The 26,820-nt window shown below is 72.6% G+C and carries 22 protein-coding genes and 1 pseudogene; 15 read left to right on the top strand and 8 right to left on the bottom strand.

All coding sequences use genetic code 11. The annotated features are described in order from the left end of the window. Nucleotides 1-42: 42 nt before the first annotated feature. Nucleotides 43-750, top strand: a pseudogene (locus ACZ6BG_RS31240) (FAD-dependent monooxygenase). On the opposite strand, the gene ACZ6BG_RS31245 reads toward ACZ6BG_RS31240, so the two are convergent. From ACZ6BG_RS31245 to ACZ6BG_RS31255, 3 genes are all read right to left on the bottom strand, one after another. Beyond that, nucleotides 745-912 (bottom strand): hypothetical protein, encoded by a 168-nt coding sequence (locus ACZ6BG_RS31245; RefSeq protein WP_469007587.1) that lies wholly within the window; start codon nucleotides 910-912, stop codon nucleotides 745-747. The pseudogene ACZ6BG_RS31240 and the gene ACZ6BG_RS31245 sit on opposite strands and share 6 nt — an antisense overlap. 62 nt (nucleotides 913-974) lie before the next feature. After that, the gene (locus ACZ6BG_RS31250; protein WP_469007588.1) at nucleotides 975-2,111 is read right to left on the bottom strand and encodes a 4-hydroxy-3-methylbut-2-enyl diphosphate reductase; all 1,137 of its coding nucleotides are present in this window, start codon (nucleotides 2,109-2,111) and stop codon (nucleotides 975-977) included. Between the two features lie 167 nt (nucleotides 2,112-2,278). After that, nucleotides 2,279-3,667 carry a hypothetical protein gene (locus tag ACZ6BG_RS31255; protein ID WP_469007590.1) on the bottom strand — a complete coding sequence of 463 codons (1,389 nt, stop codon included), beginning with the start codon at nucleotides 3,665-3,667 and terminating at the stop codon, nucleotides 2,279-2,281. Nucleotides 3,668-3,887: 220 nt separating this feature from the next. On the opposite strand from ACZ6BG_RS31255, the gene ACZ6BG_RS31260 reads away from it, so the two are divergent. The 7 genes from ACZ6BG_RS31260 to ACZ6BG_RS31290 are packed head-to-tail and all read left to right on the top strand — an operon-like array spanning nucleotide 3,888 to nucleotide 11,333. Next, entirely contained in the window at nucleotides 3,888-4,871 is a 984-nt protein-coding gene (locus tag ACZ6BG_RS31260) for an acyltransferase domain-containing protein (RefSeq protein ID WP_469007591.1), read from the top strand. A gap of 29 nt (nucleotides 4,872-4,900) precedes the next feature. Beyond that, nucleotides 4,901-6,772, top strand: a complete 1,872-nt coding sequence (locus ACZ6BG_RS31265; protein WP_469007592.1) for an acyl-CoA dehydrogenase — start codon at nucleotides 4,901-4,903, stop codon at nucleotides 6,770-6,772. After that, complete coding sequence (locus tag ACZ6BG_RS31270) at nucleotides 6,769-7,863, top strand: 3-oxoacyl-ACP synthase III family protein (RefSeq protein ID WP_469007593.1); 1,095 nt, start codon at nucleotides 6,769-6,771, stop codon at nucleotides 7,861-7,863. The genes ACZ6BG_RS31265 and ACZ6BG_RS31270 overlap by 4 nt, the downstream gene beginning before the upstream one ends. Further along, nucleotides 7,860-8,702 (top strand): SDR family NAD(P)-dependent oxidoreductase, encoded by an 843-nt coding sequence (locus tag ACZ6BG_RS31275; protein ID WP_469007594.1) that lies wholly within the window; start codon nucleotides 7,860-7,862, stop codon nucleotides 8,700-8,702. The genes ACZ6BG_RS31270 and ACZ6BG_RS31275 overlap by 4 nt, the downstream gene beginning before the upstream one ends. Beyond that, entirely contained in the window at nucleotides 8,699-9,832 is a 1,134-nt protein-coding gene (locus ACZ6BG_RS31280; RefSeq protein WP_469007595.1) for a beta-ketoacyl-ACP synthase III, read from the top strand. The genes ACZ6BG_RS31275 and ACZ6BG_RS31280 overlap by 4 nt, the downstream gene beginning before the upstream one ends. Continuing rightward, complete coding sequence (locus ACZ6BG_RS31285; protein WP_469007596.1) at nucleotides 9,805-10,068, top strand: acyl carrier protein; 264 nt, start codon at nucleotides 9,805-9,807, stop codon at nucleotides 10,066-10,068. The genes ACZ6BG_RS31280 and ACZ6BG_RS31285 overlap by 28 nt, the downstream gene beginning before the upstream one ends. Nucleotides 10,069-10,097: 29 nt before the next feature. Then, nucleotides 10,098-11,333 carry a beta-ketoacyl-[acyl-carrier-protein] synthase family protein gene (locus tag ACZ6BG_RS31290; RefSeq protein WP_469007693.1) on the top strand — a complete coding sequence of 412 codons (1,236 nt, stop codon included), beginning with the start codon at nucleotides 10,098-10,100 and terminating at the stop codon, nucleotides 11,331-11,333. A gap of 94 nt (nucleotides 11,334-11,427) precedes the next feature. Here the strand turns inward: ACZ6BG_RS31290 and ACZ6BG_RS31295 are convergent, their stop codons facing one another. Beyond that, on the bottom strand, nucleotides 11,428-12,315 hold the full coding sequence (locus tag ACZ6BG_RS31295; RefSeq protein ID WP_469007597.1) for an NAD(P)-dependent oxidoreductase: 888 nt from the start codon (nucleotides 12,313-12,315) through the stop codon (nucleotides 11,428-11,430). An 85-nt stretch (nucleotides 12,316-12,400) separates the two neighbouring features. Between ACZ6BG_RS31295 and ACZ6BG_RS31300 the strand changes: the two genes are divergently transcribed. From ACZ6BG_RS31300 to ACZ6BG_RS31310, 3 genes are all read left to right on the top strand, one after another. Then, nucleotides 12,401-12,751 carry a winged helix-turn-helix transcriptional regulator gene (locus ACZ6BG_RS31300; RefSeq protein ID WP_469007598.1) on the top strand — a complete coding sequence of 117 codons (351 nt, stop codon included), beginning with the start codon at nucleotides 12,401-12,403 and terminating at the stop codon, nucleotides 12,749-12,751. 197 nt (nucleotides 12,752-12,948) lie between these two features. After that, on the top strand, nucleotides 12,949-14,100 hold the full coding sequence (locus ACZ6BG_RS31305) for an LLM class flavin-dependent oxidoreductase (RefSeq protein ID WP_469007694.1): 1,152 nt from the start codon (nucleotides 12,949-12,951) through the stop codon (nucleotides 14,098-14,100). A gap of 121 nt (nucleotides 14,101-14,221) precedes the next feature. Further along, nucleotides 14,222-16,594, top strand: coding sequence for an ATP-binding cassette domain-containing protein (locus tag ACZ6BG_RS31310; protein ID WP_469007600.1), 2,373 nt, complete (start codon nucleotides 14,222-14,224; stop codon nucleotides 16,592-16,594). A gap of 58 nt (nucleotides 16,595-16,652) precedes the next feature. Here ACZ6BG_RS31310 and ACZ6BG_RS31315 read toward each other — a convergent pair whose 3' ends face one another. Continuing rightward, nucleotides 16,653-17,651, bottom strand: coding sequence for an NAD(P)H-dependent flavin oxidoreductase (locus ACZ6BG_RS31315; RefSeq protein WP_469007601.1), 999 nt, complete (start codon nucleotides 17,649-17,651; stop codon nucleotides 16,653-16,655). A 108-nt stretch (nucleotides 17,652-17,759) separates the two neighbouring features. Between ACZ6BG_RS31315 and ACZ6BG_RS31320 the strand changes: the two genes are divergently transcribed. Further along, complete coding sequence (locus ACZ6BG_RS31320; RefSeq protein WP_469007603.1) at nucleotides 17,760-18,143, top strand: winged helix-turn-helix transcriptional regulator; 384 nt, start codon at nucleotides 17,760-17,762, stop codon at nucleotides 18,141-18,143. A gap of 116 nt (nucleotides 18,144-18,259) precedes the next feature. Beyond that, nucleotides 18,260-19,276: an MBL fold metallo-hydrolase gene (locus ACZ6BG_RS31325; protein WP_469007604.1), complete on the top strand. Its 1,017-nt coding sequence runs from the start codon at nucleotides 18,260-18,262 to the stop codon at nucleotides 19,274-19,276. Nucleotides 19,277-19,337: 61 nt separating this feature from the next. On the opposite strand, the gene ACZ6BG_RS31330 is transcribed toward ACZ6BG_RS31325, so the two are convergent. The 3 genes from ACZ6BG_RS31330 to ACZ6BG_RS31340 are packed head-to-tail and all read right to left on the bottom strand — an operon-like array spanning nucleotide 19,338 to nucleotide 22,738. Continuing rightward, the gene (locus ACZ6BG_RS31330) at nucleotides 19,338-20,081 is read right to left on the bottom strand and encodes a succinate dehydrogenase/fumarate reductase iron-sulfur subunit (RefSeq protein WP_469007605.1); all 744 of its coding nucleotides are present in this window, start codon (nucleotides 20,079-20,081) and stop codon (nucleotides 19,338-19,340) included. Continuing rightward, nucleotides 20,078-22,027: a fumarate reductase/succinate dehydrogenase flavoprotein subunit gene (locus ACZ6BG_RS31335; protein WP_469007608.1), complete on the bottom strand. Its 1,950-nt coding sequence runs from the start codon at nucleotides 22,025-22,027 to the stop codon at nucleotides 20,078-20,080. The genes ACZ6BG_RS31330 and ACZ6BG_RS31335 overlap by 4 nt, the downstream gene beginning before the upstream one ends. 3 nt (nucleotides 22,028-22,030) lie before the next feature. Next, a complete protein-coding gene (locus ACZ6BG_RS31340; RefSeq protein ID WP_469007610.1) occupies nucleotides 22,031-22,738 on the bottom strand; it encodes a succinate dehydrogenase in 708 nt (235 codons plus the stop codon). A gap of 95 nt (nucleotides 22,739-22,833) precedes the next feature. On the opposite strand from ACZ6BG_RS31340, the gene ACZ6BG_RS31345 reads away from it, so the two are divergent. Further along, nucleotides 22,834-23,709 carry a LysR family transcriptional regulator gene (locus ACZ6BG_RS31345; RefSeq protein ID WP_469007611.1) on the top strand — a complete coding sequence of 292 codons (876 nt, stop codon included), beginning with the start codon at nucleotides 22,834-22,836 and terminating at the stop codon, nucleotides 23,707-23,709. A 161-nt stretch (nucleotides 23,710-23,870) separates the two neighbouring features. Further along, a complete protein-coding gene (locus ACZ6BG_RS31350) occupies nucleotides 23,871-26,711 on the top strand; it encodes a hypothetical protein (protein ID WP_469007613.1) in 2,841 nt (946 codons plus the stop codon). Nucleotides 26,712-26,820: the final 109 nt, after the last annotated feature.

Consider the following 26,820-nt stretch of genomic DNA (forward strand, 5'->3'; position numbering starts at 1 on the left):
GCCGCCTACGGTCTCCAGGAAATCGACGCTCTGGAGGCGCACATGGACAGGTCTCGCGGTGCGCGGACAGCCGTGATCGTGGGTGCGGGCGTGGCCGGGCTGACAGCGGCCACGGCCCTGGCACGCAGGGGATGGCGGCTGGAGATCGCCGAGGTCGGCCTGTCGGAGTCGATGTCCGGCTGGGGGTTGCGCCTGACCGGTCCCGCGCTGCGCGCGCTGGACGATCTCGGCCTTGCGGACGCGTGCCTGGCCGAGGGCTACGGCATGAGCGTCTGCACGCAGGTGGAGGTGGACGGCGGGCCCGCGGGCGAGGTCCCGTTGCCACGTCTGATCGGTGCGCGGTGACCGGCGATGGCCGGCATCGCGCGCCCGCTGCTGCACCGCTTCCTGTACGCGGAGGCCGGGCGGTGCGGTGTGGTGGTGCGCCACGGGCTGACGGTCACGGCGGTGGAGCAGGACGGGGAACGCGTCCGCGTGCGGTTGCCCGACGGGACGGTCCGGCAGGCCGAACTGCTGGTCGGCGCGGACGGGATCCGCTCAACGGTGCGGCGCCTGCCCGGCTTTGAGGCCCCGTCGGCTACCAGGGCAGATGGTCTGGCGGGCGCTGGCGCTCCGGCCCTCGTGGGCCACCGGCATCCATCACTTCGCCGGGAAGGCCGACTCGGAGGGCCTCGTGCTCTTCTCGGACAGCCGGGCGTATGTGTTCCTGACGGAGAACGGGGTGGAGCGGAGCGTCGTGCCCGATCATGAACTCGCCGCGCGGCTGCGGACGTTGCTGGAGGCCTTCCCCGGCCGGGTGCGGGAGATCCACCCTTCGGCGTCCGGGGCGAATGTGGACACCTCGGTGACCATCGTGGGCCTGGAGCGGGTGGGGCGCCACCACGACGTCCACCGCTGGTCGACGCCTGCCACCGGCTCATGGCGGAGCCCGCGTGGCCGCTGTGGCCGCTGTGGCCGCTGTGGCCGCGAGTGGATCATCTCGCGGCGATCCGGCGGGCGGCGTCGTGGGACGGCTCGGGGTATGAGCGGGCCTCGCGGCGGACGTGGCTCGCCGGTCCCAGACCGTCCAGGGCCTGGCCGACCTCCCGTCGGCTCCGCCCGTCCGGCGTCACGTCCAGCAAGGTGATCGTCGCACCGTCGATGTCCCTGGGCCGCAGATTCGCCAGCTCGGCCACGTCGCGGACCCGTACGCGGGCCGCGGCGGCCTGTGTGATCGCGGTCCGGACCGCGGGAGCGGAAGCCTGGCCCGCGACCAGCAGCATGTCGGACTGGGCCAGAGTCGAAGCGACGACCGTGTGCAGATCGTCCATGGTGTAGCACCACTCCCGCGGGTGCTGGCCGCGCAGGCGGGGCCAGCGTCGGCGCAGCACGTGCAGGATCTCGGTCACCGCGGACACGACGGCACCGGGGGCGACGACGAATGCCAGGCGGTCAGGGTCGGCGAGGCCGAGGAACTCCGCTTCCTGCGGGGTCCGCACCAGGACGGCGCTTCCCCCGAGGGCCCGCGCCGCCCATTCCCCGGAGCCGACGGCCGGTACCCCTACGACGACCACCTCGTGTCCCTGGCCCAGGAACCGGCGCACGGCGCGCTGCGCGTTCACGACCGCGGGGCACGAGACGTCGGCGGGGCAGCCGCACGGCCGCCACGGGCTGCGGGGACCGTCGATGGTCTGCGACGGAACCGTGGAACCCGGCGTTGGAGGGCTGTCGGCAGCGCCCCCGGCCGTCGGCGCGACCACGTACAGCACCCGGCGTGTGCGCAGTACGGCTCTCCAGGACTCGATCTGTCGGCGTGCGAAGGCGATCGCGGCGGGGTCGTCGCGGCGCGCGGCGAGGGCGAGGCCGCGATGCCCGCCTTCCGGTGTCTCGTAGGAGACGGTGAAGACCGTGGTCGGCGCCTCCGGGAGGGCGTCCCACAGGTCGGTGTCCGGTAAGGAGAGGCTGTTGGCGGTGAGGCCCGCTCGCCGGGCGTGCGCGGCGAGCAGGTGGTGGGCCGGACAGTCGACCAGGCCGCGCGTGGGGTGCTTGAAGGCTCTGGCCACCACGAGCGCGCCCTGGGCGATGTGCGGGGTGGTGGAGTGGAGTACTTCGGAGAGGACGCTTCGGTTCATCTTCCTGGTGGGGGTCGCAGGAACACACGTGGGTGAAGGGGGGTGAGTGAAGGAGAGGCCGCGACCACCATCCAACAGGCCGGAATCGACTTATATCCACCTTGGTTTCCGATTTCACCCTGCTGGGGCAGTGGTGGCACAGCGGAGCGGGGCCCTGCCCGGATCTCTCACGGAACGCGTCCGGGACGGTGCGTGCTATCGCTGCCGCGACTGACGCCGCGGCGCATCTCGCGTGATCGCGCCAGGAGTGCCGCGGCAGCGGGGTGCGTGGCGTTGGGCCGGAGCGCCGCTGTCAGGGCACGCAACCGGTCGTCGGCGCGAGCACTGCGTACATGGGGATGTACATCGAGGAAGTCGTGCCAGGTCCGGCACGCCTGCTCGAGGTGGCCGGCCACCAGCTGGACCTCGGCCAGTTCGGCGAGGCCGAGGGCACCGGACCGGCGTTCACCGGCCGGACGGGACCGCAGTGACAGGTCGAGCGCCCGGGTGGCCGCGCGGTTGTCACCCAGGCTTCTGGCCACGGCGGCATGCTGAAGGGCCAGGGAGCCGTGGTGGAAGGCCCCGACAGGTGAGGCGCTGGACGACGACTTCTCCAGGCACCGTTCGGCCGCGGCCAGCAGGCGGGTGGCACGGGTGCCACCGAGCCCTACCTCGGCGACCGCCAACTGCCCGAAGAGGAACGCCTGTTGGTGCGGCGGGACGTGACGTGCGCCCGTGCGAACGGAGGCTTCGGCCAGGCGCTGGGCTTCGGCGAAGTGCCCCAGCGCGTGGGCCTGCACGCTCAGTCCGCGCAGACCGAGCGCGTGTCCGACCGGGTCTCCCGCCTCGCGGGCGAGTTCGATGCTGGTGAGGTAGAGGCGTTGCGCGGCGGCATGGCGGTTCATGTCGAAGTGGGTGAACGCGCAGAGGTAGGTGAGCTGGGCGGCCACGGTGAACAACTCGCGTCGGACGGCGGGCCTCATGTCGCACCTGAGCCAGGGAAGCAGCGTCGTCGAGAGGAACAGGCGCAGTGGTTCGCGGATCGGTCCGGCTCCGAAGGAGGCGTCGGCTCGGGAGAAGAGGGAGAGCAGTTCCCTGGCGGAGGCCACGTGCGCGCCGCCGACGCGCGTCGGCGGGGCGGCCGCGGACGTGCTCGGGCCTGTCGAGGGCAGCGCTCCGTGCGGGACGGCCAGCGCCGCCAGCGAGTAGGCGCCGAGGAGTGCGACGCTGCGCCGACCCGTGTCGCGCAGTACCTGGTCGAGGCGTTCCACGGCGCGCCCTTCACCCGGCGGTGCCCCGACGCCGTGGTCCCACGGTCCGGTGCCGAGCAGCCCAGTGTCCTCCACTCGGACGGTTCTGCCGAGGTGCCGGGAGAGGGCTTCCGCGACGAGTTCGGGCACGGGTGGGCGCGGGCGGCTGCCGGCCAGCCAGTGGGCGACCGCGGTGCGGTCGTAGTGACGGGGGGTTCCCTGGGCCGCGCCGAGCGAGTTGACCTGGCGCGCCAGGTGGGCACCGGTCCACCCGGCTTCGGCCAGGAGGACCCGCAGGGCCTGGTTCGGTGTACGGGGCGATCGCACGCTCCTCTTCCTGTCCCGGTTCGCCGTTGGTCAGTACCGGTGTTCAACACGCGCATGTGTTCAACAGGTTTGCCTCCCGCATAGCCACTGGAAGCGCTTTCGGTCGTGCAGGCTCAGGGTGTGGCTCCATGGGCGGCCGCGCACAGTGCGCACTGAGCAGGCACGCGTTGCAGCCGTACGCCCCTTGTGCAGAGCTGACCTGTCCGAACGGAAGGGTGAGATGTACACCAGCACCGCGCTCAGACCGGGGCGTCCGTCCGACTGGCGGCGTTCCGTCCATCTGTTCCCAGGGCAGGGGGACTTCTCCGTCAGCTCTCTGGTACGCGCTGCCCGCGCCGACGAAGGCGTGCTCTCCGTCGTCCGTCAGGTCTTCCAGGAGGTCGACGACATCGCGGTCGCGCGCGGTGTGCGGCCGCTCGGCCCGTGGCTGCTCGGGCCGAATCCCCCCAACGGCCGGGAGCTCGCGCACGCGGCCACCGGCGTGGCTCAACTCGTCCTGTTCGGCGCGTCCGTGGCGGTCCACGAGGCGCTGTGCGCCGCTTATGGAGCCCCGAAGGCCGCCGTCGGAGTGAGCTTCGGCGAGATCGCCGCCCTGACCGCCGCCGGAGTCCTCAGCGTCCACGACGGCGCACACGCGGCCCATGATCTCGCACTCGTGCTCGCCTCTTGTCCCGGCGGACTGACCCTGCTGTCCCGCTCGGAGCCCGCCGCCCGCCGTCTGCTGGAGCGGGCGGGGGCGGCGGACGCGGTGGTGGCCGTGGTCAACGACGACCGGTCGGTGGTGGTGGCCGGCCCCGTGCCGGACCTGGTCCGTGTCGAGAAGACGGCCGCGGACTCGGACGTGCCCACCGCACGGCTGCGCCTGCCGTTCTCCTCCCACCACCCGTCGTTCGTCCTCCAGGCCGAGGCGTTCGCCACGTCGCTGCGCGCCCGCACCTGGTCCGAGGCCCGCTTCCCGGTGTACTCCGCCGTGGCCGGGCGCCGCTACCGTCCGGACGACGACCTGGCGCGGTGCCTTGCCGACTGCCTGGTACGGCCTGCCGTCGTGCCCGCTGTCCTGCGCCAGGCGGCCGGGCATCTTCCGGACGTCGTCTTCGAAGCGGGAACAGGGCACGCCCTGGCCTCCAGCGCCCGCAGGGTGCTGTCCGCGGACACCGCACCACCCGTCCACGCGCCTCTCACGGAACCCGACTTCCCCTGGTGACACCCGCTCCCCGACCTGGAGAACCAGCGATGCCCCTCGCGTCCCTGCCTGTGGCCACCCGTGACGAGATTCAACGACTGCTCCACGGTCCTTGCGACTCCTCCTTCCTCTCCTCACTGCACAAGGCGCTCGCCGCCCGCGGTCCCGACGCCGCGAAAGGCGACGGCGGTGGCGGCCACCTGCTGCACCGGCTCCGCCTGCTGGGGGGAACCCTGCCGACGGCGGACCGTCTCCTCGACCATCCGGCGCGGCTGACCGCCGTCCACGCCTGGACCGCCGTCGCCGACCCGTCCCTGTGCCTTGCGGCCCTGGTCCACCACCTGCTCTGTCTGGGGTCCATGGCCCAACTCGCCGACGGCCAGGGGGAACACCTGGGGCCGCGGATGGAGGCGCTGCGGGCAGGCCAGGCCAAGGGCGTCTACCTGATCACCGAGGTCGGCCGGGCCAACAGCCACCTCGCCACCCGGACGCGTGCGGAATTCGACCGGGCCACAGGCACGTTCGTCCTGCACACGCCGGACCCGCAGGCCGCCAAGTTCGGCAGCGCCGGAACCCTGGACGTACCGCAGACGGCCGTGGTGCTCGCGCGCCTGGTCACGGACGGAACCGACCATGGGACCTTCGCGTTCGTGGTCGATCTGACCGGCGACGACGGGCTGCGGCCCGGCGTCGAGGTCTCCTCGCCGCTCGGCCTGGGCGCGCTGCCCCTCGACTACGTCCTGGTGCGCTTTCATCACGTCCGGGTCCCGTACGCCGACTGGCTGGCCGACGGCGCGAGCGTCGGAGCCGACGGCACGTTCCACGACCCGGCCGGGTCGAACGAGCGACGTCTGCAGCGCACCCTGCGTGTGGGGCAGGGGCTGTGGGCGACCATGCCCGCGGTCGCGGCCGCGACCGCACGCCAGTCGTCGGTGCAGGCCGTCAACTACGCGCGGCAGCGCCGCACTCAGGGGAGGCTGGCGCCCGGCGTCCCGTTGCTCGCGTACCGGACGCAGCAGCGCGCCGTGCTGGGGGCGCTGGCCGACGCGTTCGCCCTGACGTGCGCCGCCGACGGGGCGCGTGCCCTGTGGACGGAGTCCCTCACGGCCCCTGCCGCCCCGGCCGGCGACGAAGTCGAGGCGATGGGGTTCACGCCGTGGGCCGCCGTCAGCCGTCCCCTGGCCGCGTACAAGGCGGCCACGGTCCGACTGGCCGCCCGGGTCGCGGCCGACTGCCAGAGCCGCTGCGGCTTCTCCGGGCACCTCGATGTGAACGGCCTGGCCGCGTACCACGGCTTCCACCACGCCTTCGACGCGGCCGGCGGGGACAGCCAGCTCATCTGCTACGACATCGGCCGCGCCCTGGTCGAAGAAGCCGAAGAAGCCGAAGAGGGGGGACAGGTTCCAGGGGCAGCCCTGTCAGGACCACCCGCGTCCCCGTACTGGTGGCCCGCGACCGTGCGTCGGCATCAAGACAGCCTGACCCGACGCCTGTCGGAGCAGTTGCGCGCCACCGATCCGAGCACCCCGTTCGACGCCTGGAACCCGCTCCTTGAGGACGTCGGCCTCCTCGGCGACGTCTACGCGACCGCGCTCGTGGCCGAGGACGTCACCCGAACGCTGGACGGGGTACGCGACCGCGACCTGGCACAGGCCCTTCGGCCGCTGGCGGCCCTGCACGGCGTCATGGCCGCGCGTCGCTGGGCAGGTTCACTGCTCGCCCACAAGACGCTTCGGCCGGCGGACATCCGGGCCCTGTCCGCTGTCGCCGACGAGCTGTGCGATGCGGTCGGGCCCCATCTCCCACTGCTGACGGAGGCGTTCGCCCATCCCGATGACGTGGTGTGTTCCCCGCTGGCCGCCACGGACTACGACACCGCGCTGCGGGCCACGCTCACCTGGACCCGAGGAGGCACGCGATGACGTGCGAGCGCAGTATCGGCGTCCTCGGCATGGGCACCCATCTCCCGCCGACGGTACGCACCAACGCCGAGGTGGCCGAAGGCGCCGGCGTGACGGCGGAGTGGATCGGCGAACGCACCGGTGTCCTCAAACGCCACGTGGCCGGACCGGATGAGGCGGCCTCGGACCTGGCGGCGCACGCCGTCCGTTCGGCGGCCGACGCCGCCGGCATCGACGTCGTCGACATCGGACTGCTGGTCTGCGGCACCTCGACCCCCGACGAACTGGGACCGTCGACCGCCTGCCGGATCCAGACCCTGGTGGGTGCCTCCGGCGCCGTCGCTCTCGACGTCAGCGCCGCCTGCTCGGGCTGGCTCTTCGCGGCCAAGGTGGCGCACGACTGGCTGCGGGGCACCGAGGAGATTCGGTACGCGGCCGTGGTGGGCGTCGAGACGTACTCGAAGTTCCTCGACCCGGCCGACCGGGGCACCGCCGTCCTGTTCGCCGACGGCGCCGCGGCGGCCGTCCTGGGACCGGTGGCCGACTCCCAGGGGTTCACGCACTTCAGCCTCGGCTCCGACGGCGCCCTCGCCGACCGGGTCCTCATCCCGGCGGGCGGCAGCCGCCTTCCGGCGAGCGCGGCCACGCTCGCCGGCGGCGACCACTGCATCCGCATGGACGGCCGCACCATCGGCCGGTTCATCACCGACGTCTTCCCCAGGCTGATCACCGACGCCCTGGAACGCGGTGGGCTGGGCATCCGGGACATCGACTGCGTCGTCGCCCACCAGCCCAACCCCGTACTGCTGAGGCGCATCGGCGCCGATCTCGGCATCCCCGCCGACCGGTTGGTGGTCGTCGGCGACGAGGTCGGCAACATCGGTGCCGCGAGCACGCCGTACGCGCTCGCCCGCGCCGCCGCCTGCGGGCAGTTGCAGTCCGGCGACCGCGTCCTGCTGGCCGTCTTCGGCGCCGGCATGACCTGGGGCAGCGCACTCCTCACCTGGAGCGGGGCCCGCGCCGGCACCCCGGAGACGGCCGCCGCACCCGCATCCACCACGACCGCGACCTTCGCCGCACCGGCGCCCGCATCCGAAGGAGTCCCTCGATGAACGCCATGGACCTGTTCCGCCTGGACGGCGCCCGCGCGCTGGTGACAGGCGCCTCCCGGGGCATCGGCAAGGCCGTCGCCGAGGCTCTGGCCGACGCGGGCTGCGATCTGGCGGTGACCGCCCGGACGCCGCCCGCCCTCGAAGGCACCGTACGGGCGGTGGAGGACCGGGGCCGCAAGGCCGTGGCCCTGTCCGGGGACTTCGCGGAGCCGGGCGTCGCGGCCGACCTCGTCGACGGGGCGGCCACCGCACTGGGTGGCCTGGACGTCGTCGTCCACAACGCGGGCACCCTCCCGACGGCAGCGGACGGAAGCCCTCTGCTGGCACCGCTCCAGAACAGCCGTCAGCAGGACTGGGACACCGTCGTCGCCGTCAACCTCAACGCGACGGCCGCGGTGTGCCGGGCCGCCCACCCCCACCTGGCCGAGTCGGGCCGCGCCAGCCTGGTCCTGATGTCCTCCGTCGCCGGACTCGTCGGTACCCCGATGATGGAGGCGTACGCCGCCACCAAGGCGGCCCAGCTCTCCCTCGCCCGCAGCCTCGCGGTCGGCTGGGCCCGTCAGGGAGTCCGTGTCAACGCCCTGTGTCCTGGCTGGACGCGCACCGACATGACCGCCTTCGCCAGCGGGACCGGCCCGCTGTCGGACTGGCTGACCAGCCATGTGCCGCTCGGCCGCTGGGCGACCGTGGACGAGGTGGTCGGAGCCACGCTCTTCCTCGCCTCCCCGGCCTCGTCGTTCGTGACCGGGCACGCGCTCGTCGTCGACGGCGGCCTGGCCGTACCCGACGGCGGCCTGGCCGGCCATCCCAAGCCCCCCTCGCCGTTCGCCGCCGCATGAACACGTACGAGAGGTCCTCCTTGCGCCCGGCTCCCTCCACCGCGGTCATCACCGGAATCGGATCCTGCCTCCCGCCGCGCGTCGTCGACAACGACACGGTCGTCGCACGTGGGGCTCTGCGCACGGACGACGCCTGGATCCGCGACCGCACCGGCATCGCACGCCGACGTCACGCGGACCCCGGAACCAGCACCGGCGACCTGGCCGTCGGCGCGGGGCGGGCGGCCCTCGCCTCCGCCGGAGGCCACCGCCCCGAGATGCTCCTGCTGGCCACCAGCACACCCGACCACCCCTGCCCCGCCACTGCTCCGGCCGTCGCCCACCGGCTGGGACTGGGCCACATCCCGGCCTTCGACATCTCGGCCGTCTGCTCCGGCTTCCTGTACGCCCTGGCCACGGCCACCGCCCTCGTCCGCAGCGACACCTGCACCGCGGTCCTGGTGATCGCCGCTGAGACCTACACCGGCATCGTCGATCCCGCGGACCGGGAGACCGCGCCGATCTTCGGCGACGGGGCAGGGGCCGTGCTCCTTGGTCCGGGCACCCGGGACGACCCCGGAGCCGTCACGGCCGTCGACCTCGGAGCCGACGGCAGCGGCAGCGACCTCATCACCGTCCCGTACGGCGGATCCCGCCACCCGCAGCGTCTGCCGCCGCCCGAACCGGGCGCGCGCTACTTCCACATGCGGGGCCGCGCGGTCTACGCCCACGCGGTCCGCCGGATGACCCAGTCCGCGGGCTCGGTCCTCCGCCGAGCCGACTGGGCGCCGGACACCGTACGGGCCTTCGTCGGCCACCAGGCCAACCAGCGCATCCTCGACTCCGTCGGCGACCGCCTCGGCATCGCCCCCGCGCACCGGTTCGGCAACATCGACGAACTCGGCAACACCGCGGCCGCCTCCATCCCGCTGGTCCTGGCCGATCCCGCCGTCCACCAAGCCGTCGCCCCCGGCGAACGGTCACTCCTCACCGCCTTCGGCGGCGGGCTCACCTGGGCCTCCGTCGCGCTGAACTGGCCCGCCGCCGTGCCCCGGTCCGAAGCACCGCCCGCCGACCTGGACCCCGCGCCCCTGTGCACGCCCGACCTCTCAAGGAGCCATCCATGGACCCCGTCTACGAGCACCTCGTGACCCTCCTCCGCGACAAGTTCGAGGTCGACGCCGAACGCGTCCGCCCCGACGTCACCCTCGCCGAACTGGACCTGGACTCCCTCGCCGTGGTGGAGCTGTACGTCACGCTCCAGGAGGAGTGGAAGATCCCGCTCGACGACTCCGCCGCCGTCGCCGACCCCACCGTTGCCGACGTGGCCCGGTCGGTGACCGCGCTCCTGGACGAACCGGCGTCCGGACGCGGGGCCGTGCAGTGAGCGTCCGGACGCGAAGCCGTGCGGGGAGCATCCGGACGCGAAGCCGTCCAGGGAGCGAGAGAATCGCCGTCACCGGTGTCGGCCTGGTGACCCCCGCAGGGGTGGGAGCCCGACCCACCTGGGAGACCGTGTGCGCGGGCAGACCCACCGCCCAGGCCGACCCCGCCCTGAGCGGCGGCCCGGTGACCATGTCGTGCCGCGTACCGCCCATGGAACGCGGGCCGGGGCGGCTCTGGCGCTTCGACCCCGGCATGCGCTTCCTGTTGACCGCCGCCCGAGAGGCGCTCGTCGCCGCCCGCCTGGACCCTGCCGCGTGGGATCCCACGCGCGTGGCCGTGGTCGTCGGCACCGCGGCGGGCGGCATCGGCACCCTCGAAACCCAACACCGCAAGCTGCTCACCACCGGCCACAGCGTCGTCTCGCCCATGACGCTGCCCGCTTTCCTCCCGAACATGACCGCCGGCCATCTCGCCCTCGAACTCGGCGTCACCGGCCCCTCCCTGCAGACCTCCACGGCCTGTGCCTCGGGAGCCACCGCCCTCATCACCGCCGGCCTCCTCCTGAGCTCCGGGGCCTGCGACATCGCCCTCGCGGGCGGTACCGACGCCATGGTCACTCCCCTGTGCGCCGCCGCCTTCGCCAAGATGGGCGCGCTGTCCCCCCGGAGCCACGATCCCGGCAGCGCCTCACGCCCCTTCGACAGGGACCGAGACGGATTCGTCCTCGGCGAGGGTTGCGGAATGCTCGTCCTGGAGCGCGAGCGGCACGCGGCTTCCCGCGCGACCCGTCCGCTGGCGTTCATCGCGGGCCACGGCAGCACCAGCGACTCCCACCACCCCACGGCACCGCACCCCGAAGGGACGGGGCTGCGAGCCGCGACCCTCACAGCCCTGGAGCAGACGGGGGCCGGCCCGGACGACGTCGACCACATCAACGCCCACGGAACCAGCACGCCCCTCAACGACAGCGTGGAGGCCACCGTGATCCGGGAGCTCTATCCCCGCCGGCCGCCGTCGGTCACATCCGCCAAGGGAGTTCTGGGACACACCATGGGGGCCGCGGGAGCCATCGAGGCCGCCCTCACCGTGCTGAGCATCGTCAGCGGCACGGTGCCACCGACCGCCAACTTCACCGCACCGGACGACAGCACCACCGGCATCGACGTCGTGACGACGGCCGCCCGGGCGCAACCCGTACGCCTGGCACTCAGCCACTCCCTGGGCTTCGGCGGACACAACACGGTCCTGGCGTTCGCCGCGGCCTGAAAAGTGGATCAGTTCCTGGCAGTCGGTCAGGTCGTCGAGTTCCGTAGCCGCGGCGTCATGGCGGATAGGAGACAGCGGGCCTGCGGCGTCTTCCTCAGCGACGGCCCAGCAGTTCGGCGACCCGTATGAACCCTTCAGCGCCGTGGCCCTGTCCGATGGCCCGGCGGGCCAGGCCTTCCGCCGCGCGCATCACGCCCGCGTCGATGCCATGGGCCTCGGAGGTGTGGACGATATGAGCCATGGACGACGCGGCTGAGGTGAGCGGGCTGCCCTCGGCGGAGGCCGTTCCGTTGTCCACCTCCACCGACAGCTCTTCGAAGATGGGCGGGAGTATGTCGCCGATTCCCTTGGCGAACGGCGCCAGCTCACGCGCGGTGATCCCTTCCGCCCGTGCCACCGCCACGGCGTGGGCATAGCCCGCCATGGCGGTCCAGAAGATGTCGAGCAGCGCGATGTCGTACGCCGCCGCCCGGCCGATGTCCTCACCGAGGTGGGTGTGGGTGCCGCCGAGCGCCTCAAGGACGGGCTGGTGCTCGTCGTAGAGGTCCTTCGGGCCGCTGTGGATGAACACCCCGGCAGGAGTGCCGATGGTCACCGTCGGCGTCATGATCGCACCGTCCAGATAGCGCACGCCGTGCCGGTCCGCCCAGGCCGCGGTGTCCCGGGCCCGGTCCGGTGTGTCCGCGGTCAGGTTGACCACCGTGCGCCCCTTGAGCGCGTCGGTGACGGCCTCGCGCCGCAGAATGGTGTCCACCGCGTCGTAGTTCACGACGCAGACCACCGTCAGTCCGCTCGCGGCGATCGCTTCCTCCACCGACGGGGCGCTGACCGCGCCCCGCGCGACCAACTCCTGGTCCCGGCCCGGCGTCCGGTTCCAGACCGTGGTGCGCAGACCGGCGTCCAGGAACGCGCCCGCCAGGGCTCGACCCATCGGCCCCAGTCCGAGGACGGTGACGGCAGACTGTTCCGTGTGTACGGACATGACTCAACTCCGTGGATAGATATATAGATAGATCGACAACATGTACCGATTGATGAGCGTGTACTGACTGCTGAGGGGGACGAAAATGACGCGCAGCCGTGCTCTGGACCCGGATGTCTGCGGGGTGACCGCCGCGATCGCGGTGATCGACGGGAAGTGGAAGACCACCCTGCTCTGGCAGTTGGAATCCGGCCCGCGCCGCCCCGGCGAGCTGCGGCGACGGCTGCCGGGCCTCACCGAGAAAGTGCTGACCCAGGCGCTGCGGGAGATGGAGACCGACGGGCTGGTGCACCGGGAGGTCCATGACGGGCTTCCACTGAAGACCTTCTACTCCCTGACGACGTTCGGCCGGGAACTCTCCGAGGCGTTGGGGCCCGTCTCCGACTGGGGCCACCGTCGCCTGCAGAAGCTCATCGACGTCCAGTCGGCTTCCTGACGCATCTCGCGATCACCCCGCTCCTCACCCGGCTCCGGTGGCCCCGCGGCCGCCCTTCATCAGGATCACCCCGTTGCCGCACACCGCCAAGTACCCACAAAAAGGTGGCCACCCCGCCTGGTGAGGGGCTCCGGGGCGCACGGGTGCCGCAGCCGGACGCCCACGAGGTCCCCGGCGCCCCGGAGATCAGAATCACTTTGCCCGCCCCGCGCACCTGGCGGATCATGGAAGCCGCAGAGGAAATCACCGGCCACAAGTCCCCCGGAGCACCCGTGCGAGAGCAACAGCAGAGCAACGTGCCGCGGGGATCGGCCCTCGGCGCCGGGAACGTCCGGTTCTCCGTCCTCGACCGCTCCCGCACCCGTGAGGGACACGACGGCGCGGAGCCCCTGCGGGACACCGTCGCCCTCGCCCAGGAGCTGGAGGCGCTCGGCTACCACCGCTTCTGGGTGTCCGAGCACCACGGCGTGCCCGGAGTCGCCGGTTCCGCGCCGACGGTGCTCGCGGCGGCGGTCGCGGGGGCCACGCGGACCATCCGGGTGGGCACGGGCGGAGTGATGCTGCCGAACCATCAGCCGCTGGTGGTGGCCGAGCAGTTCGGGGTGCTTGAAGCGCTCTTCCCCGGGCGGATCGACATGGGGCTCGGCCGTTCGGTGGGGTTCACGGACGGTGTGCGCAGGGCGCTCGGCCGCGACAAGCACGACGCGGACGACTTCGCGGAGCACCTCACCGAGCTGCTCGGCTGGTTCCGCGGCACCTCGGACACGGGGGTGCACGCGCGCCCGGCCGAGGGCATGCGCGTCCCGCCGTACGTCCTCGCCATCGGCGAGGGGGCCCGGATCGCCGCGGAGGCGGGGCTTCCGATGGTCGTCGGCGACATCAGGAGCCGCGAGAAGATGCTCGCCGCCGTCGACCGCTATCGCGCCGCGTTCCGGCCCTCCGCCTGGTCGGACGCGCCGTACGTGGTCATCTCGGGCACCATCGCCGTAGCGGAGTCCGAGGAGGCGGCCCGCCGTCTGCTCGTACCCGAGGCCTGGTCGATGGCGTACTCCCGCACGCACGGCACGTTCCCGCCGCTGCCGTCCGCGGAGAGCGTCGAGGAGCGCGCGGCGACGGGCGCGATGACGGAGAAGGAGCGCGGCTTCTACGAGTCGGGGCTGCGCGGGCACATCCACGGCACCGAGGACCAGGTCGCCGCCGAGTTGGAGACGCTGCTCAAGGAGAGCGGCGCCCAGGAGGTCCTGGTGACCACGAGCACGTACGACCGCGAGGGCCTCAAGGACTCCTTCCGGCGGCTCGCGCGGGTCGCGGGCCTGCGGGCTCCCGGGGCGCTCGCACCCGGGCCCTGACACCGGCCGCCGGGGCTCGGCCCCGGAGTCATGCCCCGCCGCCCGATCCGCCCCGGGGTGCGGATCGGGCCCCGGCCTAGAATCGTGGGGTTTGCCCCCGAGCCCGGTACGGAGCCAGCCCATGCACAGCCGCCCCGCCCACGAGCACGACCCCTTCGTACGGGTCCGGGGTGCCCGCGAGCACAATCTGCGTGGGGTCGACGTGGACGTCCCGCGTGACGTCCTCGCCGTCTTCACCGGCGTCTCCGGCTCCGGGAAGTCCTCGCTGGCCTTCGGGACGATCTACGCGGAGGCGCAGCGGCGCTACTTCGAGTCGGTCGCCCCGTACGCACGCCGACTGATCCACCAGGTGGGCGCGCCGAAGGTCGGGGAGATCACCGGGCTGCCGCCCGCCGTGTCGCTCCAGCAGCGGCGCGCGGCGCCGACCTCCCGCTCGTCGGTGGGCACGGTCACGACGCTCTCCAATTCGCTGCGGATGCTGTTCTCGCGCGCGGGCGACTACCCGGCGGGCGCCGAGCGGCTGGACTCCGATGCGTTCTCGCCGAACACGGCGGCCGGGGCCTGCCCCGAGTGCCACGGCCTCGGCAAGGTGCACCGCACGACCGAGGAGCTGCTGGTCCCCGACCCCTCGCTGTCCATCCGCGAGGGCGCGATCGCCGCCTGGCCCGGCGCCTGGCAGGGCAAGAACCTGCGGGACGTGCTCGACACCCTCGGCCATGACGTGGACCGGCCGTGGCACGAACTGCCGCAGGCCGACCGCGACTGGATCCTGTTCACCGACGAACAGCCGGTCGTCACGGTCCACCCGGTGCGCGAGGCGGGGCGCATCCAACGCCCGTACCAGGGCACGTACATGAGTGCCCGACGCTACGTCATGAAGACGTTCTCCGACTCCAAGAGCCAGACGCTGCGCACGAAGGCCGAGCGTTTCCTGGCCAGCGAGCCGTGTCCGGCGTGCGGCGGCAGCAGGCTGCGCCCCGAGGCGATGGCGGTCACGTTCGCGGGCCGCACCATCGCCGAGCTGTCCGCGCTGCCGCTCGCCGAGCTGGCCAAGCGCCTTGAGGAAGCGGCTGGTTCGGGCTCGGGAACAGCCGGGGCGGACACGGCCGAGGTGCTGACCGCCGACCTGCTCGCCCGCATCGGCACCATCACCGAGCTGGGCCTCGGCTACCTCTCCCCCGACCGTGCCACCCCCACCCTCTCGGCGGGCGAGCTGCAACGCCTGCGCCTGGCCACACAGTTGCGCTCCGGCCTGTTCGGTGTCGTGTACGTCCTGGACGAGCCGTCGGCCGGGCTGCACCCCGCCGACACGGAGTCCCTGCTCACCGTCCTCGACCGGCTGAAGGCCGCGGGCAACTCGGTGTTCGTGGTCGAGCACCACCTGGACGTGATGCGACACGCCGACTGGCTCGTCGACGTGGGCCCGCGCGCGGGCGAGCACGGCGGGCGGGTGCTGCACAGCGGGCCGGTGGCGGAGCTGGAGCAGGTGGCGGATTCGGCGACGGCACGCTTCCTCTTCGACCACGCTCCCATGACGGTACGTCAGGTGCGGGAGCCGCGCGGCTGGTTGAAGGTGGGGCCGGTCTCGCGGCACAACCTGCGGGACGTCACCGCGGAGTTCCCGCTCGGCGCGTTCACCGCTATCACGGGGGTCTCGGGCTCCGGCAAGTCCACGCTGATCGGGGAGATCACGGAGGACCTCGCGGGGGTGGGCCGTCTGGTGTGCGTCGACCAGAAGCCGATCGGGCGCACACCGCGCTCCAACCTCGCCACGTACACCGGGCTCTTCGACGTCGTCCGCAAGGTCTTCGCCGAGACGGACGAGGCGCGGGCGCGCGGCTACGGCGTGGGGCGCTTCTCCTTCAACGTGGCGGGCGGGCGCTGCGAGACGTGCCAGGGCGAGGGGTTCGTGAGCGTGGAGCTGCTCTTCCTGCCCAGCACGTACGCCCCCTGCCCGGACTGCGGGGGCGCCCGCTACAACCCCGAGACCCTTCAGGTCACCCACGCCGGGCTGACCGTCGCGGACGTCCTCGACCTCACCGTCGAGGCCGCCGCCGACTTCTTCGCCGACACCCCCGCCGTGCTGCGCAGCCTGCGCACGCTCCTCGACGTCGGGCTCGGCTATCTGCGGCTCGGGCAGCCCGCGACGGAGCTCTCCGGTGGGGAGGCCCAGCGGATCAAGCTGGCCAGCGAGTTGCAGCGGGTGCGGCGCGGCCACACCCTCTACCTCCTCGACGAGCCCACCGCCGGGCTGCACCCGGCGGATGTGGAGGTCCTTGTGGGGCGGCTGCACGAGTTGGTCGACGGGGGCAATTCCGTGGTCGTCGTCGAGCACGACATGGCTGTGGCGGCCGGGGCGGACTGGGTGGTGGACCTCGGGCCCGGGGGTGGTGTCGCCGGGGGGCAGGTGGTCGCCGCGGGGACGCCCGCCGACGTGTCCAGGGTCGCCGGGAGCCGGACAGGGCCGTATCTGGCGCGGGCGCTGGGGCGATAGCCCGGGGGTCTCGACCAGCACGCGAGTCGGCCCGGGTGCTGCTGCGCAGGGTGTCGGTTCATCGGACAGCCCTGGGCCCTGGAGTGAGGGCCGCCGCATCGGCAGCGATGTCCGCCACGATCCGTCCCGCCGGGGCGACGCCATGGACGAGTCCGGCGCTCTGGCCCGCGTAGAGCGCGAGCGCCTCCACGTCGCCCGCCATGCCGGGCACGGGGACCATGTCGTCGTAACACGACCAGGCCCGCCCGTCGGCGCTCCGGGCCACCACGGCACCCTCGCCCGGGCGGTTCGGCGCCGCTGGACGGCCCGCGGCCTCCCAGGCCCGGAGTGTGGAGTTGCGCAACGCGCGGTGCGGGGCGTCGGGCCAGCCGCCGTCGAAGCACCCTGTGCGCACCGCGTCCTGCGGTGCCGCCTGGATCACGGCGTGACGGTAGACCTCGTGCGTGGCCGCCTCGGACGCCGTCAGGAATCGGGTGCCCAGCCATCCGGCCTGGGCCCCGAGAGCCAGTGCGGCGGCGAGCCCGCGCCCGTCGGCGATGCCGCCGGCCGCGATGACCGGCACCGGGTGCACGGCGTCCACGACCGCGGGCACGAGCGCCATCGTGGTGACCTCGCCGCGAACGTGCCCGCCCGCTTCCCATCCTTGGGCCACGATCACGTCGACGCCCGCGGCCACCGCGCCCTCGGCCTCAGCGACGGAACCGACCGTGTGCACATGCAGGGCACCGGCCGCGTGCACGCGTTCGGCAACGCCCGCGGGGTCGCCCCAGAACGTCGAGACGACCGGCACGCCCTCGGCCAGGCAGACGTCGAGGAGCTCGTCGACCGGGAAGTCGAGGACCAGGTTCGCGGCGAAGGGCTTCGGCGTCAGGCGCCGAACCTGGCGGATCCGGCACACCGCCTCCTGGGCGCCGACCCAGGTCAGGGCGAGGCTGCCGAGCCCTCCCGCGCCCGCCACCGCGGCCACCAGCTCGGGGGTGACCGCGGACCCGATGGGCGCCTGCACCACGGGTACCTCGATGCCCAGTTGCCGACACAACGGCGTGGTCAACGTCATGCGGTCCTCCTCGCGCGAGTGCTTCGGTTTCCGAACCACCCGCGATGCTAGTGTTTCGGAATTCGAATCACCAGGGGCATGGGTCTCCAGGAGCGCGGGAGGAGCACGATGGTCACACCGACACCAGGACGGCCGGTGCGCGGCTCGGCCACCGGAAGCCCGCTCATGGCCGCGCTCGATCTGTTCGGCCGCCGGTGGAGTCTGCGTGTGGTGTGGGAACTCCACGAAGGCGCACTGGGGTTCCGTGCCCTGCGCCGGCGCTGCGGCGACATGTCGTCCAGCGTGCTGCGCCAACGCCTCGTCGAGCTGATCGAGGCACGCCTGGTGCACCAGACCCCCGAAGGCCACTACGCCCTCACCTCGCTGGGGCGAGGGGCCCGCGCAGCACTCAGCCCCCTCGTGGACTGGTCCGTCGCCTGGGCCACCGAACTGGCCACGCACTCCGCCGACCACGAAACCGCTGCCGCCGACGACGCACCGGACACCCCCTAGGGACCAGCGTGCAGTGCCACACGGACGGGCTGGCCTGCGGTGATATCTCAACTCATATCAATGCGCGACCAATTCACTCTTGGACATGACAGCGTGTCACCTGCTTCGCTGCCGTCATGGACACCAACGGGAGATCCTCACGACCCGGCCGCCGCACCCTCCTGCGCGGCGCCGCCCTCGGGGCGGCCGCGCCGATGCTTTCGGGGACCGCGGTCGCCGACGCCGCGCCTACGGCCGGTCGTACGCGGAGGGCGGGCTCCGTCACGTACCGCTGGCTCGGCACCTCGGGGTGGCGGATCGACATCCAACGGGGGCAGGCGCAGAAGAAGCCGACGGCGGCCACCGTGCTCGTCGACCCCTACATCACCCGCTTCGACACCGGCCTGTTCAACGGCGCCTTCGACCCCGCCACACGCCTGCGCACCGACAAGCAACTGGTCCGCAGGCACGCGGGCACACCCGAGGTCATCTGCGTCACGCACACCCACTGGGACCACCTCAACGACGTGCCCTTCCTCGCGCGGGCCACGGGTGCGCGGGTCATCGGCACCGAGACGACGTACCACGTGCTGCGGTCCTTCGGCGTGGACGCGGCGCAACTCGTCGTCGTCAAGGGCGGTGAGGTGCTCGACTTCGACGGGTACGTGGTGGAGGTCGCGAGTTCGCGGCACAGCCGCAACGCCGCGTACTCCTACTTCGCGCCCGGCACCCTGACCGCGCCGCCCGCGACCGCGCCCCGGACGATCGCGGACCTGCCGGAGGGCGACACGCTGGCCTTCAAGGTGACGCCGGACGGCGCGCCGTCGGCGCTGTTCATGGGGGCGAGCGACTTCGACGAGCGGTCCTTCGCGGGGCTCGCCCCGGACCTGGCGATGATCGCGGTGGCGTCGACGGGGTCGACGTACCGCTACGTGCCGCGCCTGCTCGCGGCGCTCGGCCGCCCCGGCGTGGTCGTGCCGGTGCACTGGGACGACTTCGAGAAGCCGCTGAGCGAGCCGCCGCGCAAGGACGGCACGGCCCTCGACGACTTCGTCGCGCGGGTGCGCGAGGCGAGTCCGGAGTCGCGGCTCGTGGTGCCGGACTACGAGACGGTGTACGGGGCGGACCTGCGACCGCGCGGGCCCGCCCACTGACGCGGCGTCAGCACCCTTTCTCCCAGCGGCATGTCGGCGCCCGCCTTCGCCCGGCGGGCCGTCAGCGCACCTTCCGCGTCGCCCGCAGCCACTCCTTGTTCATCGCCGCGATCGAGGGCAGCGGGATGCCCTTCGGGCAGGCCGTCGCGCACTCGCCGGTGAGGGTGCAGCCGCCGAAGCCCTCGGAGTCCATCTGGGCGACCATGTCGAGGACGCGGGTCTCGCGCTCGGGGGCGCCCTGCGGAAGCACGTTGAGGTGGTTGACCTTGGCGGAAGTGAAGAGCATCGCCGAGCCGTTGGGGCAGGCCGCGACGCAGGCGCCGCAGCCGATGCACTCGGCGTGCTCGAAGGCGAAGTCGGCGTCCGGCTTCGGCACCGGGGTCGCGTGGGCCTCCGGGGCGGCGCCGGTGGGGGCGCTGATGTAGCCGCCGGACTGGATGATGCGGTCGAAGGCGGAGCGGTCGACGACCAGGTCCTTGATGACCGGGAAGGCGGCCGCCCGCCACGGCTCGATGTCGATGGTGTCGCCGTCGTCGAAGGACCGCATGTGGAGCTGGCAGGTCGTGGTGCGCTCGGGGCCGTGCGCGTCGCCGTTGATGACGAGCGAGCAGGCGCCGCAGATGCCCTCACGGCAGTCGTGGTCGAAGGCGACCGGCTCCTCGCCCTTGACGATGAGCTCTTCGTTGAGGGTGTCGAGCATCTCCAGGAAGGACATGTCGGAGGAGATGTTGTCCACCTCGTACGTGGACATCGCGCCGTCGGCGTCGGCGTTCTTCTGGCGCCAGACGCGCAGGGTGAGCTTCATGCGTAGCTCCGCTGAGTGGGGTGGACGTACTCGAAGGTCAGGGCTTCCTTGTGCAGCACCGGGGCGTCGCCCGTGGCCGTGAACTCCCAGGCGGCCGCGTACGAGAACTCCTCGTCGACGCGGGCGGCCTCGCCGTCCGGGGTCTGGGACTCCTCGCGGAAGTGGCCGCCGCAGGACTCGGCGCGGTGCAGCGCGTCGAGGCACATCAGCTCGGCCAGCTCCAGGTAGTCGACGACGCGGTTCGCCTTCTCCAGGGACTGGTTGAACTCCTCGCCGGTACCGGGCACCTTGATGCGGCGCCAGAACTCCTCGCGGATCTGCGGGATGCGCTCCAGGGCCTTGCGCAGCCCCGAGTCCGTGCGGGCCATGCCGCAGAACTCCCACATCAGCTCGCCGAGTTCGCGGTGGAAGGAGTCCGGGGTGCGGTCCCCGTCGACGGCGAGGAGGAGGTTGAGCCGGTCCTCGGTCTCGGCGAGGACCTCCCGGACGGCCGGGTGTTCGGCGTCGACCTCGTCCTTGTGCGGGTTGCGCGCCAGGTAGTCGTTGATGGTGGAGGGCAGGACGAAGTAGCCGTCGGCCAGGCCCTGCATCAGGGCGGAGGCGCCGAGGCGGTTCGCGCCGTGGTCGGAGAAGTTGGCCTCGCCGATCGCGAACAGGCCGGGCACGGTGGTCTGGAGGTCGTAGTCGACCCACAGGCCGCCCATCGTGTAGTGCACGGCGGGGTAGATCCGCATCGGCACCTCGTAGGGGTTCTCCGCGGTGATCCGCTCGTACATGTCGAAGAGGTTGCCGTACTTCTCCTCGACCGCCTTGCGTCCCATGCGCCGGATCGCGTCGGCGAAGTCCAGGTACACGCCCTGGCCGCCGGGGCCCACTCCCCTGCCCTCGTCGCAGACGTTCTTCGCGGCACGCGACGCGATGTCGCGCGGCACGAGGTTGCCGAAGGACGGGTAGATGCGCTCCAGGTAGTAGTCGCGCTCGCCCTCGGGGATCTCGTTGGCCGGCCGCTTGTCGCCCTTGGCCTTCGGCACCCAGATACGGCCGTCGTTGCGCAGCGACTCACTCATCAGGGTGAGCTTGGACTGGTGGTCGCCCGTGCGCGGGATGCAGGTGGGGTGGATCTGCGTGAAGCAGGGGTTGGCGAAGTACGCGCCGCGCCGGTGGGCCCGCCACACGGCCGTCGCGTTGGAGTTCATGGCGTTCGTCGACAGGTAGAAGACGTTGCCGTAACCGCCGGACGCGAGCACGACCGCGTCGGCGAAGTAGGTGTCGATCCTGCCGGTGATGAGGTCGCGGGCGACGATGCCGCGGGCCCGGCCGTCGACGACGATCACGTCGAGCATCTCGGTGCGCGGATGCATCTCGACGTTCCCGGCGGCGATCTGGCGCGAGAGCGCCTGGTACGCGCCGAGCAGGAGTTGCTGGCCCGTCTGGCCGCGGGCGTAGAACGTGCGGGACACCTGGACGCCGCCGAAGGAGCGGGTGTCCAGCAGGCCGCCGTACTCGCGGGCGAACGGCACGCCCTGCGCCACGCACTGGTCGATGATCTCGACGGAGATCTGCGCGAGGCGGTGCACGTTGGACTCACGGGCGCGGAAGTCGCCGCCCTTGACGGTGTCGTAGAAGAGGCGGTGCACGGAGTCGCCGTCGTTGCGGTAGTTCTTCGCCGCGTTGATGCCGCCCTGCGCGGCGATGGAGTGCGCGCGGCGCGGCGAGTCCTGGTAGCAGAACTGCACGACGTGGTAGCCCTGTTCGGCGAGCGTCGCGCCCGCGGAGCCGCCCGCGAGGCCCGTGCCGACCACGATCACGGTGTGTTTGCGGCGGTTGGCCGGGTTGACCAGCTTGGCCTCGAAGCGGCGGGTGTCCCAGCGCTCGGCGACGGGCCCCTTCGGGGCCTTGGTGTCGACGACGGGCTCGCCGGTGGTGTACTCAACGAAGTCGTTCATCGGTCAGCTCACCACTCCGGTCATGACGCCGACGGGTACGGAGACGAAGCCCACGGTCAGCAGCAGCGCGAGGCCGCCTGCGCAGATCTTCAGGAAGCGGTCGCGGGTCGCGTTGCCCACGCCGAGGGTCTGGGCGGCGCTCCAGAACCCGTGCCGGACGTGGAAGCCGAGGGCGATCACGGCCGTGATGTAGATGACGTTGCCGTACCAGGTGGAGAAGGTGTCGATGACGTTCTGGTACGGGTGCAGGTGCTCGTAGCCGCCCGGGTGCACGGTGCCCGTCGTCAGGTCGAGGATGTGCCAGACGATGAACAGGCCGAGGATGATCCCGCCCCAGCGCATGGTGCGGGTCGCGTAGCTGGAGCGCGGCTTCCTGTGCACGTACTTGCTCGGGCGTGCCTTGATGTCGCGACGGCTGAGCTGGTACGCGGACACGGCGTGCGCGACGACGGCGGCTACGAGTCCCACGCGGACGACCCACAGGGTCCACTCCCAGCGCATCACGGGCTCGCCGAGGGTGCGCAGCCAGTGCGCGTAGTGGTTGAAGTCGCCGGGACCGAAGAAGATCTTCAGATTCCCGATCATGTGGGCGACCAGGTAGAGCAGCATGATCAGGCCGCTCACCGCCATCACGGTCTTCTTGCCGACGGTGGAGTCCCACACCGTGCGCGGTAGTGACGGCCGTCGGTCCGTCCGCGTTGCCAGAGCCATGCCAGGAACGCTACGGCCGAAGGTCCCGATCAGTCCAAGAGATGGTTGCGCTCATCTCCATAGGCCTTCCCTATGCATGGCTTATCGTGGTGCCCATGCAGTTCCAGCAGCTTCTGTACTTCGTCGCGGTCGCCGAGACCCGCCACTTCACGCGGGCCGCCGAGCAGGTGCACGTCTCCCAGCCGTCGCTCTCGCAGCAGGTGCGGGCCCTGGAGAAGGAGCTGGGCGCCGAGCTGTTCAGCAGGGCGCGCGGGAACATCGCGCTCACCGACGCGGGCGAGGCGCTGCTCCCGCTGGCCCGCCGCATCCTCGCCGACGCCGACACCGCCCGCATCGAGGTGCAGGAGCTGGCCCAGCTGCGCCGGGGCCGGGTGCGGCTCGGGGCGACCCCGAGCGTCTGCACGGGGCTGCTTCCGCAGGTCCTGCGCGACTTCCACGACCGGCACCCCGGCATCCAGCTCCTGATCGAGGAGGGCGGCAGCCACGACCTCGTGCGCCAGCTCGCGCGCGGAGCCCTGGACCTGGCGCTGGTGGTGCTTCCCCTGCCGACGCCGTCGCCCGCCCTGACGACGGTGGAGCTGCTGCGCGAGGACCTGGTGGTGGTGTCGTCGCCGGACGCGCCCGACCTCGGCGCGACCGCGCGCGTCGCCGACCTCCAGGGCGAGCGCCTCGTGATGTTCCGGCACGGCTACGACCTGCGGGAGCTGACGGTCGCCGCGTGCCGCGCGGAGGGCTTCGAGCCCGAATTCGCCGTCGAGGGCGGCGAGATGGACGCTGTGCTCGGTTTCGTCCGCGCGGGGCTCGGTGTCGCCGTCGTCCCCCGCATGGTCGCGGAGCGGGCGGGCAGCGGGCTCCGGATGACGCCGTTGTCCCGGCCGCGCCTTCGCCGCACCATCGCGCTGGCCCACCGCAGCGATGTCGCGCCGCCGCGGGCGGCGCGGGAGCTGCAACGAATGTTGCTGGCGAGGTAGCCGTGTCGTGACGCCCCGGCAAGGGTCGCCCCAAGGGGCGCGCGCCCCCACGCGCGCCCCCCAATATGCCCTGTGCGCTGGGTATTTCACGCCATCCGACGGGTCCCCCAAGGTGTGCGCCCGGCTCTAACCTGGCCGTCCGTGAGCGGGAGGGGGCGCCCATGGCAACAGCTGCGGGCGGGGGCACGACGACGGGGAGCAGAGCGGTGACCGCGGGCCGGAGGGCGGTGGTGGTGCTGCTGTGCGCGGTGGTCGTGGGGTGTGCCGTGTGGGCGTCGGACGAGTGGGGGGACACCACGCGGCGGCAGGTGGCCGCGCAGAACCTGGAACGCTGGCAGACGCAGCGGGGGATGATCGTGCCTCCGGGCAACGCGGCCCTGCCCGTGGCGGATCCGAAGCTCCTGCCGGGCAAGGGCGGCAGCGGCGAGATCTCCGTACGCATCAGCCGGGCGAAGGGCGACGACTGGCGGGTCACCGCGCGCTACCGGCTCCGGCTGCGCGAGTCGGACCCCCTCGTCGAACGGCTCCGGCCCACGCCGACCGCCTTCAGCCAGGTGTCCAACGCCGTCCCAGGCGGATACGGCACCCTCGTCGCGATGCGGCCCGCCGTGAAGGAGACGGAAACGGCCTTCCCCTCCCGCTGCACTGTCAGCCAGGCGTCCGCGCGCGGCGTGGTGACGGTCACGGCCGAGCACGGCGTCACGTTCGCCGATCTCGCACCCGGCCGTCGGATCTCCTTCGCCCTCAACTCTCGGGCCCCCGACGCGAAGGGACACCTGGTGCCCAATCCTCCGGGCCGCTGGCGGTGGAGCCTGGACGTCCCGCACGGCTGGGGATTCAGCGTGTACGGCCAGCCCTCCAGCCAGACGGCCCGCACCGTCCAGCTCACGCTGCCCCAGCCCGAGCGGCGCACGTCGACGTTCGTCACCGCCGAGTTCGTGCGCCCTCCGGCACCCAAGAAGGACACGGGTCCGCCGGTCTGGCAGGTCCGCCCCGGCAGCAGCCCCGAGGCCCTGCTGTCCCTGCTCGCCCTGGGCGCCGTGGCCGGCGGGGCGCTCACGGCCTTCCTGACCGCGCCGGGCCGCTCCGCGGCGAGCCCCCGGCGGACCCGCGCCGCCATCGTCGTCACCGTCACCGCGCTGCTCCTCGCCGTCGGGTCGCTGCTCCTGCACGCCTACTCCACCAAGTGGCGGGTGCTGTTCTGGCTGTGGGGATCCGTCAGCTACCCGCAAACCTCGCTGATGACCAACACCCTGCCGCTGGAGTCCCGCACCCAGGGCACGCTCCTTGGCACCATCCTGTTCGTCCTGCCGGTACTCGCGGTCACCGTCACCCTGCACCTGCGCGGCGGACGCTTCCCGCGCCGCTGGGAGCTGTGCATGCTCGCCGCCCCCGCCGTGGCCCTCGTCCTGATGGCCTGGCTCATGGGCGCCGACGGCTGGACCCGGGCGGTGGTGACCTGCCTCGTCACCGCGTCCGTCGCGGCCGGCGCCGTGTACGCGGCGCTGCGGCTCGGCCTGTGCGGGAGCGGTGCGCGCCCCTGGGCCGCGCCGCTCGCCGTGGCGGCCTGGACGGCCGTGGCCACCTCCGTCGTCCTGCAGGTCCTGCCCTGGGACTTCCAGTGGTCGCCCACCGACAACGCCTGGACGATCGACGACCGCACCGTCGGCGTCTCCTGGCCCCTGGCCTTCCTGCTGCCCGTGCCCTGGGTGACCGCCCTGCTCCTGCTGACCTGCCCGCTGCTTCCGCCGCTGATCCGGCCCGGCTGGCGGGGCCGCCTCGCCCTGGGCGCGGTCCTCGTCACCGCCCTGCTCCCGTGGTGGACGACCCTGCGCAAGCCGCAGCGCCCGCCCACCAGCGACCTCTTCGCCCAACTCGCGGGCCAGTGGCCCGGCGACGACTTCATCTACGGCGTGCGCACCCTCGCGCCCGGCGCCCAGATCATGTGGTGCGCGGCCGTCGTCGTGCTCGTCGCCCACCTCTACTCCACCGGCACCGAGCCCCGCCGCCTCGGCCCCGGCGCCCGGCGCGACTGCGTCACCCTGCTCCTGTTCGCCGCGGCCGCGACCGTGATCGGCGCCCCGGACACCTGGCTGCCGTACTGGACCACCGCCGCCGCGCTGTTCATGGCCTGGGCGGGCGCCCATCTGGTGCTGCCGCCCGCCCGCGCGGAGCACGCGAAGAGGCTGCACCGCCTGACCGGCGCCGCGCACGCCCGGCTGCTCAACTCCCTGGCCCGCGCCCTGCTGTTCGCCGAGGGGCGCCACCGCTTCCTGACGTCGTCCCGCGGCACCCTCGCCGACACGTCCCTGCCCGCCGACGACTGGGAGGACAAGTGGCAGAGCCTGCGCAGGCCCACCGCGGGGGACGCGGCGGACGAGACGGCGCAGCTCAAGAGCGTCGCGCTCGGCGGCTCCGGGGGCCGCACCGCCTGGAACAACGGCCTGACCGCGGCGGCCGCCACCGCGCTGCTCAGCCTGCCGTGGACGGCGTGGACGGCATGGCAGGCCCAGGGCTACAGCGGGGTGCCGGAGGCGGTGACCGTCGCGGGCGCGCCGACCTGCGTGTGGCTCGCGCACGGCTTCGTGTACGGGTACCTGTATCCGTGGCTGCGGGGCAACACCCCCGTGGGCAAGGCGGGTTGGCTGTGGCTGGTGATGTCCGCGGTGCAGGTGCTGCTGCTCGTGCCGCGGCTGCGGGTGCCGCAGGGCCCGGTCGCGCTCTCGGTGTTCCTGCTGCTCGCCCAGAGCACCGTCCTCGCTCTCGGGCTCGCCCTGTACTGGGAGGTACGCCTGGTGCGCCGCGCGGACCTGCTGTGGGGCCACATCCGCAACTTCCGCCGCCTGTCGTCGCTCGCCACGCCGCTGAGCGCCGTCCTGGTCGCGACCATGGCGGCCGTGGCCACCGTGCTCGCGACGACCTGGGCGAACAACGTCACGTCCCCCGTCGAGAACCCCAGCCCGTCACCGTCGGCGACGTCGTCGGCACCCGAACGCCCGTGACGGAGGCAGCCCCCGAAGGGGCGCGGGGAACTGCGCGCCCAGCCACAGACCACCCGCAGCCGCGTCCGCAAGATCAGGGGCACCCCCGGAGCCGCCCCGAAGGGGCGCG

This window comes from Streptomyces sp. NPDC041205 (assembly GCF_055591765.1).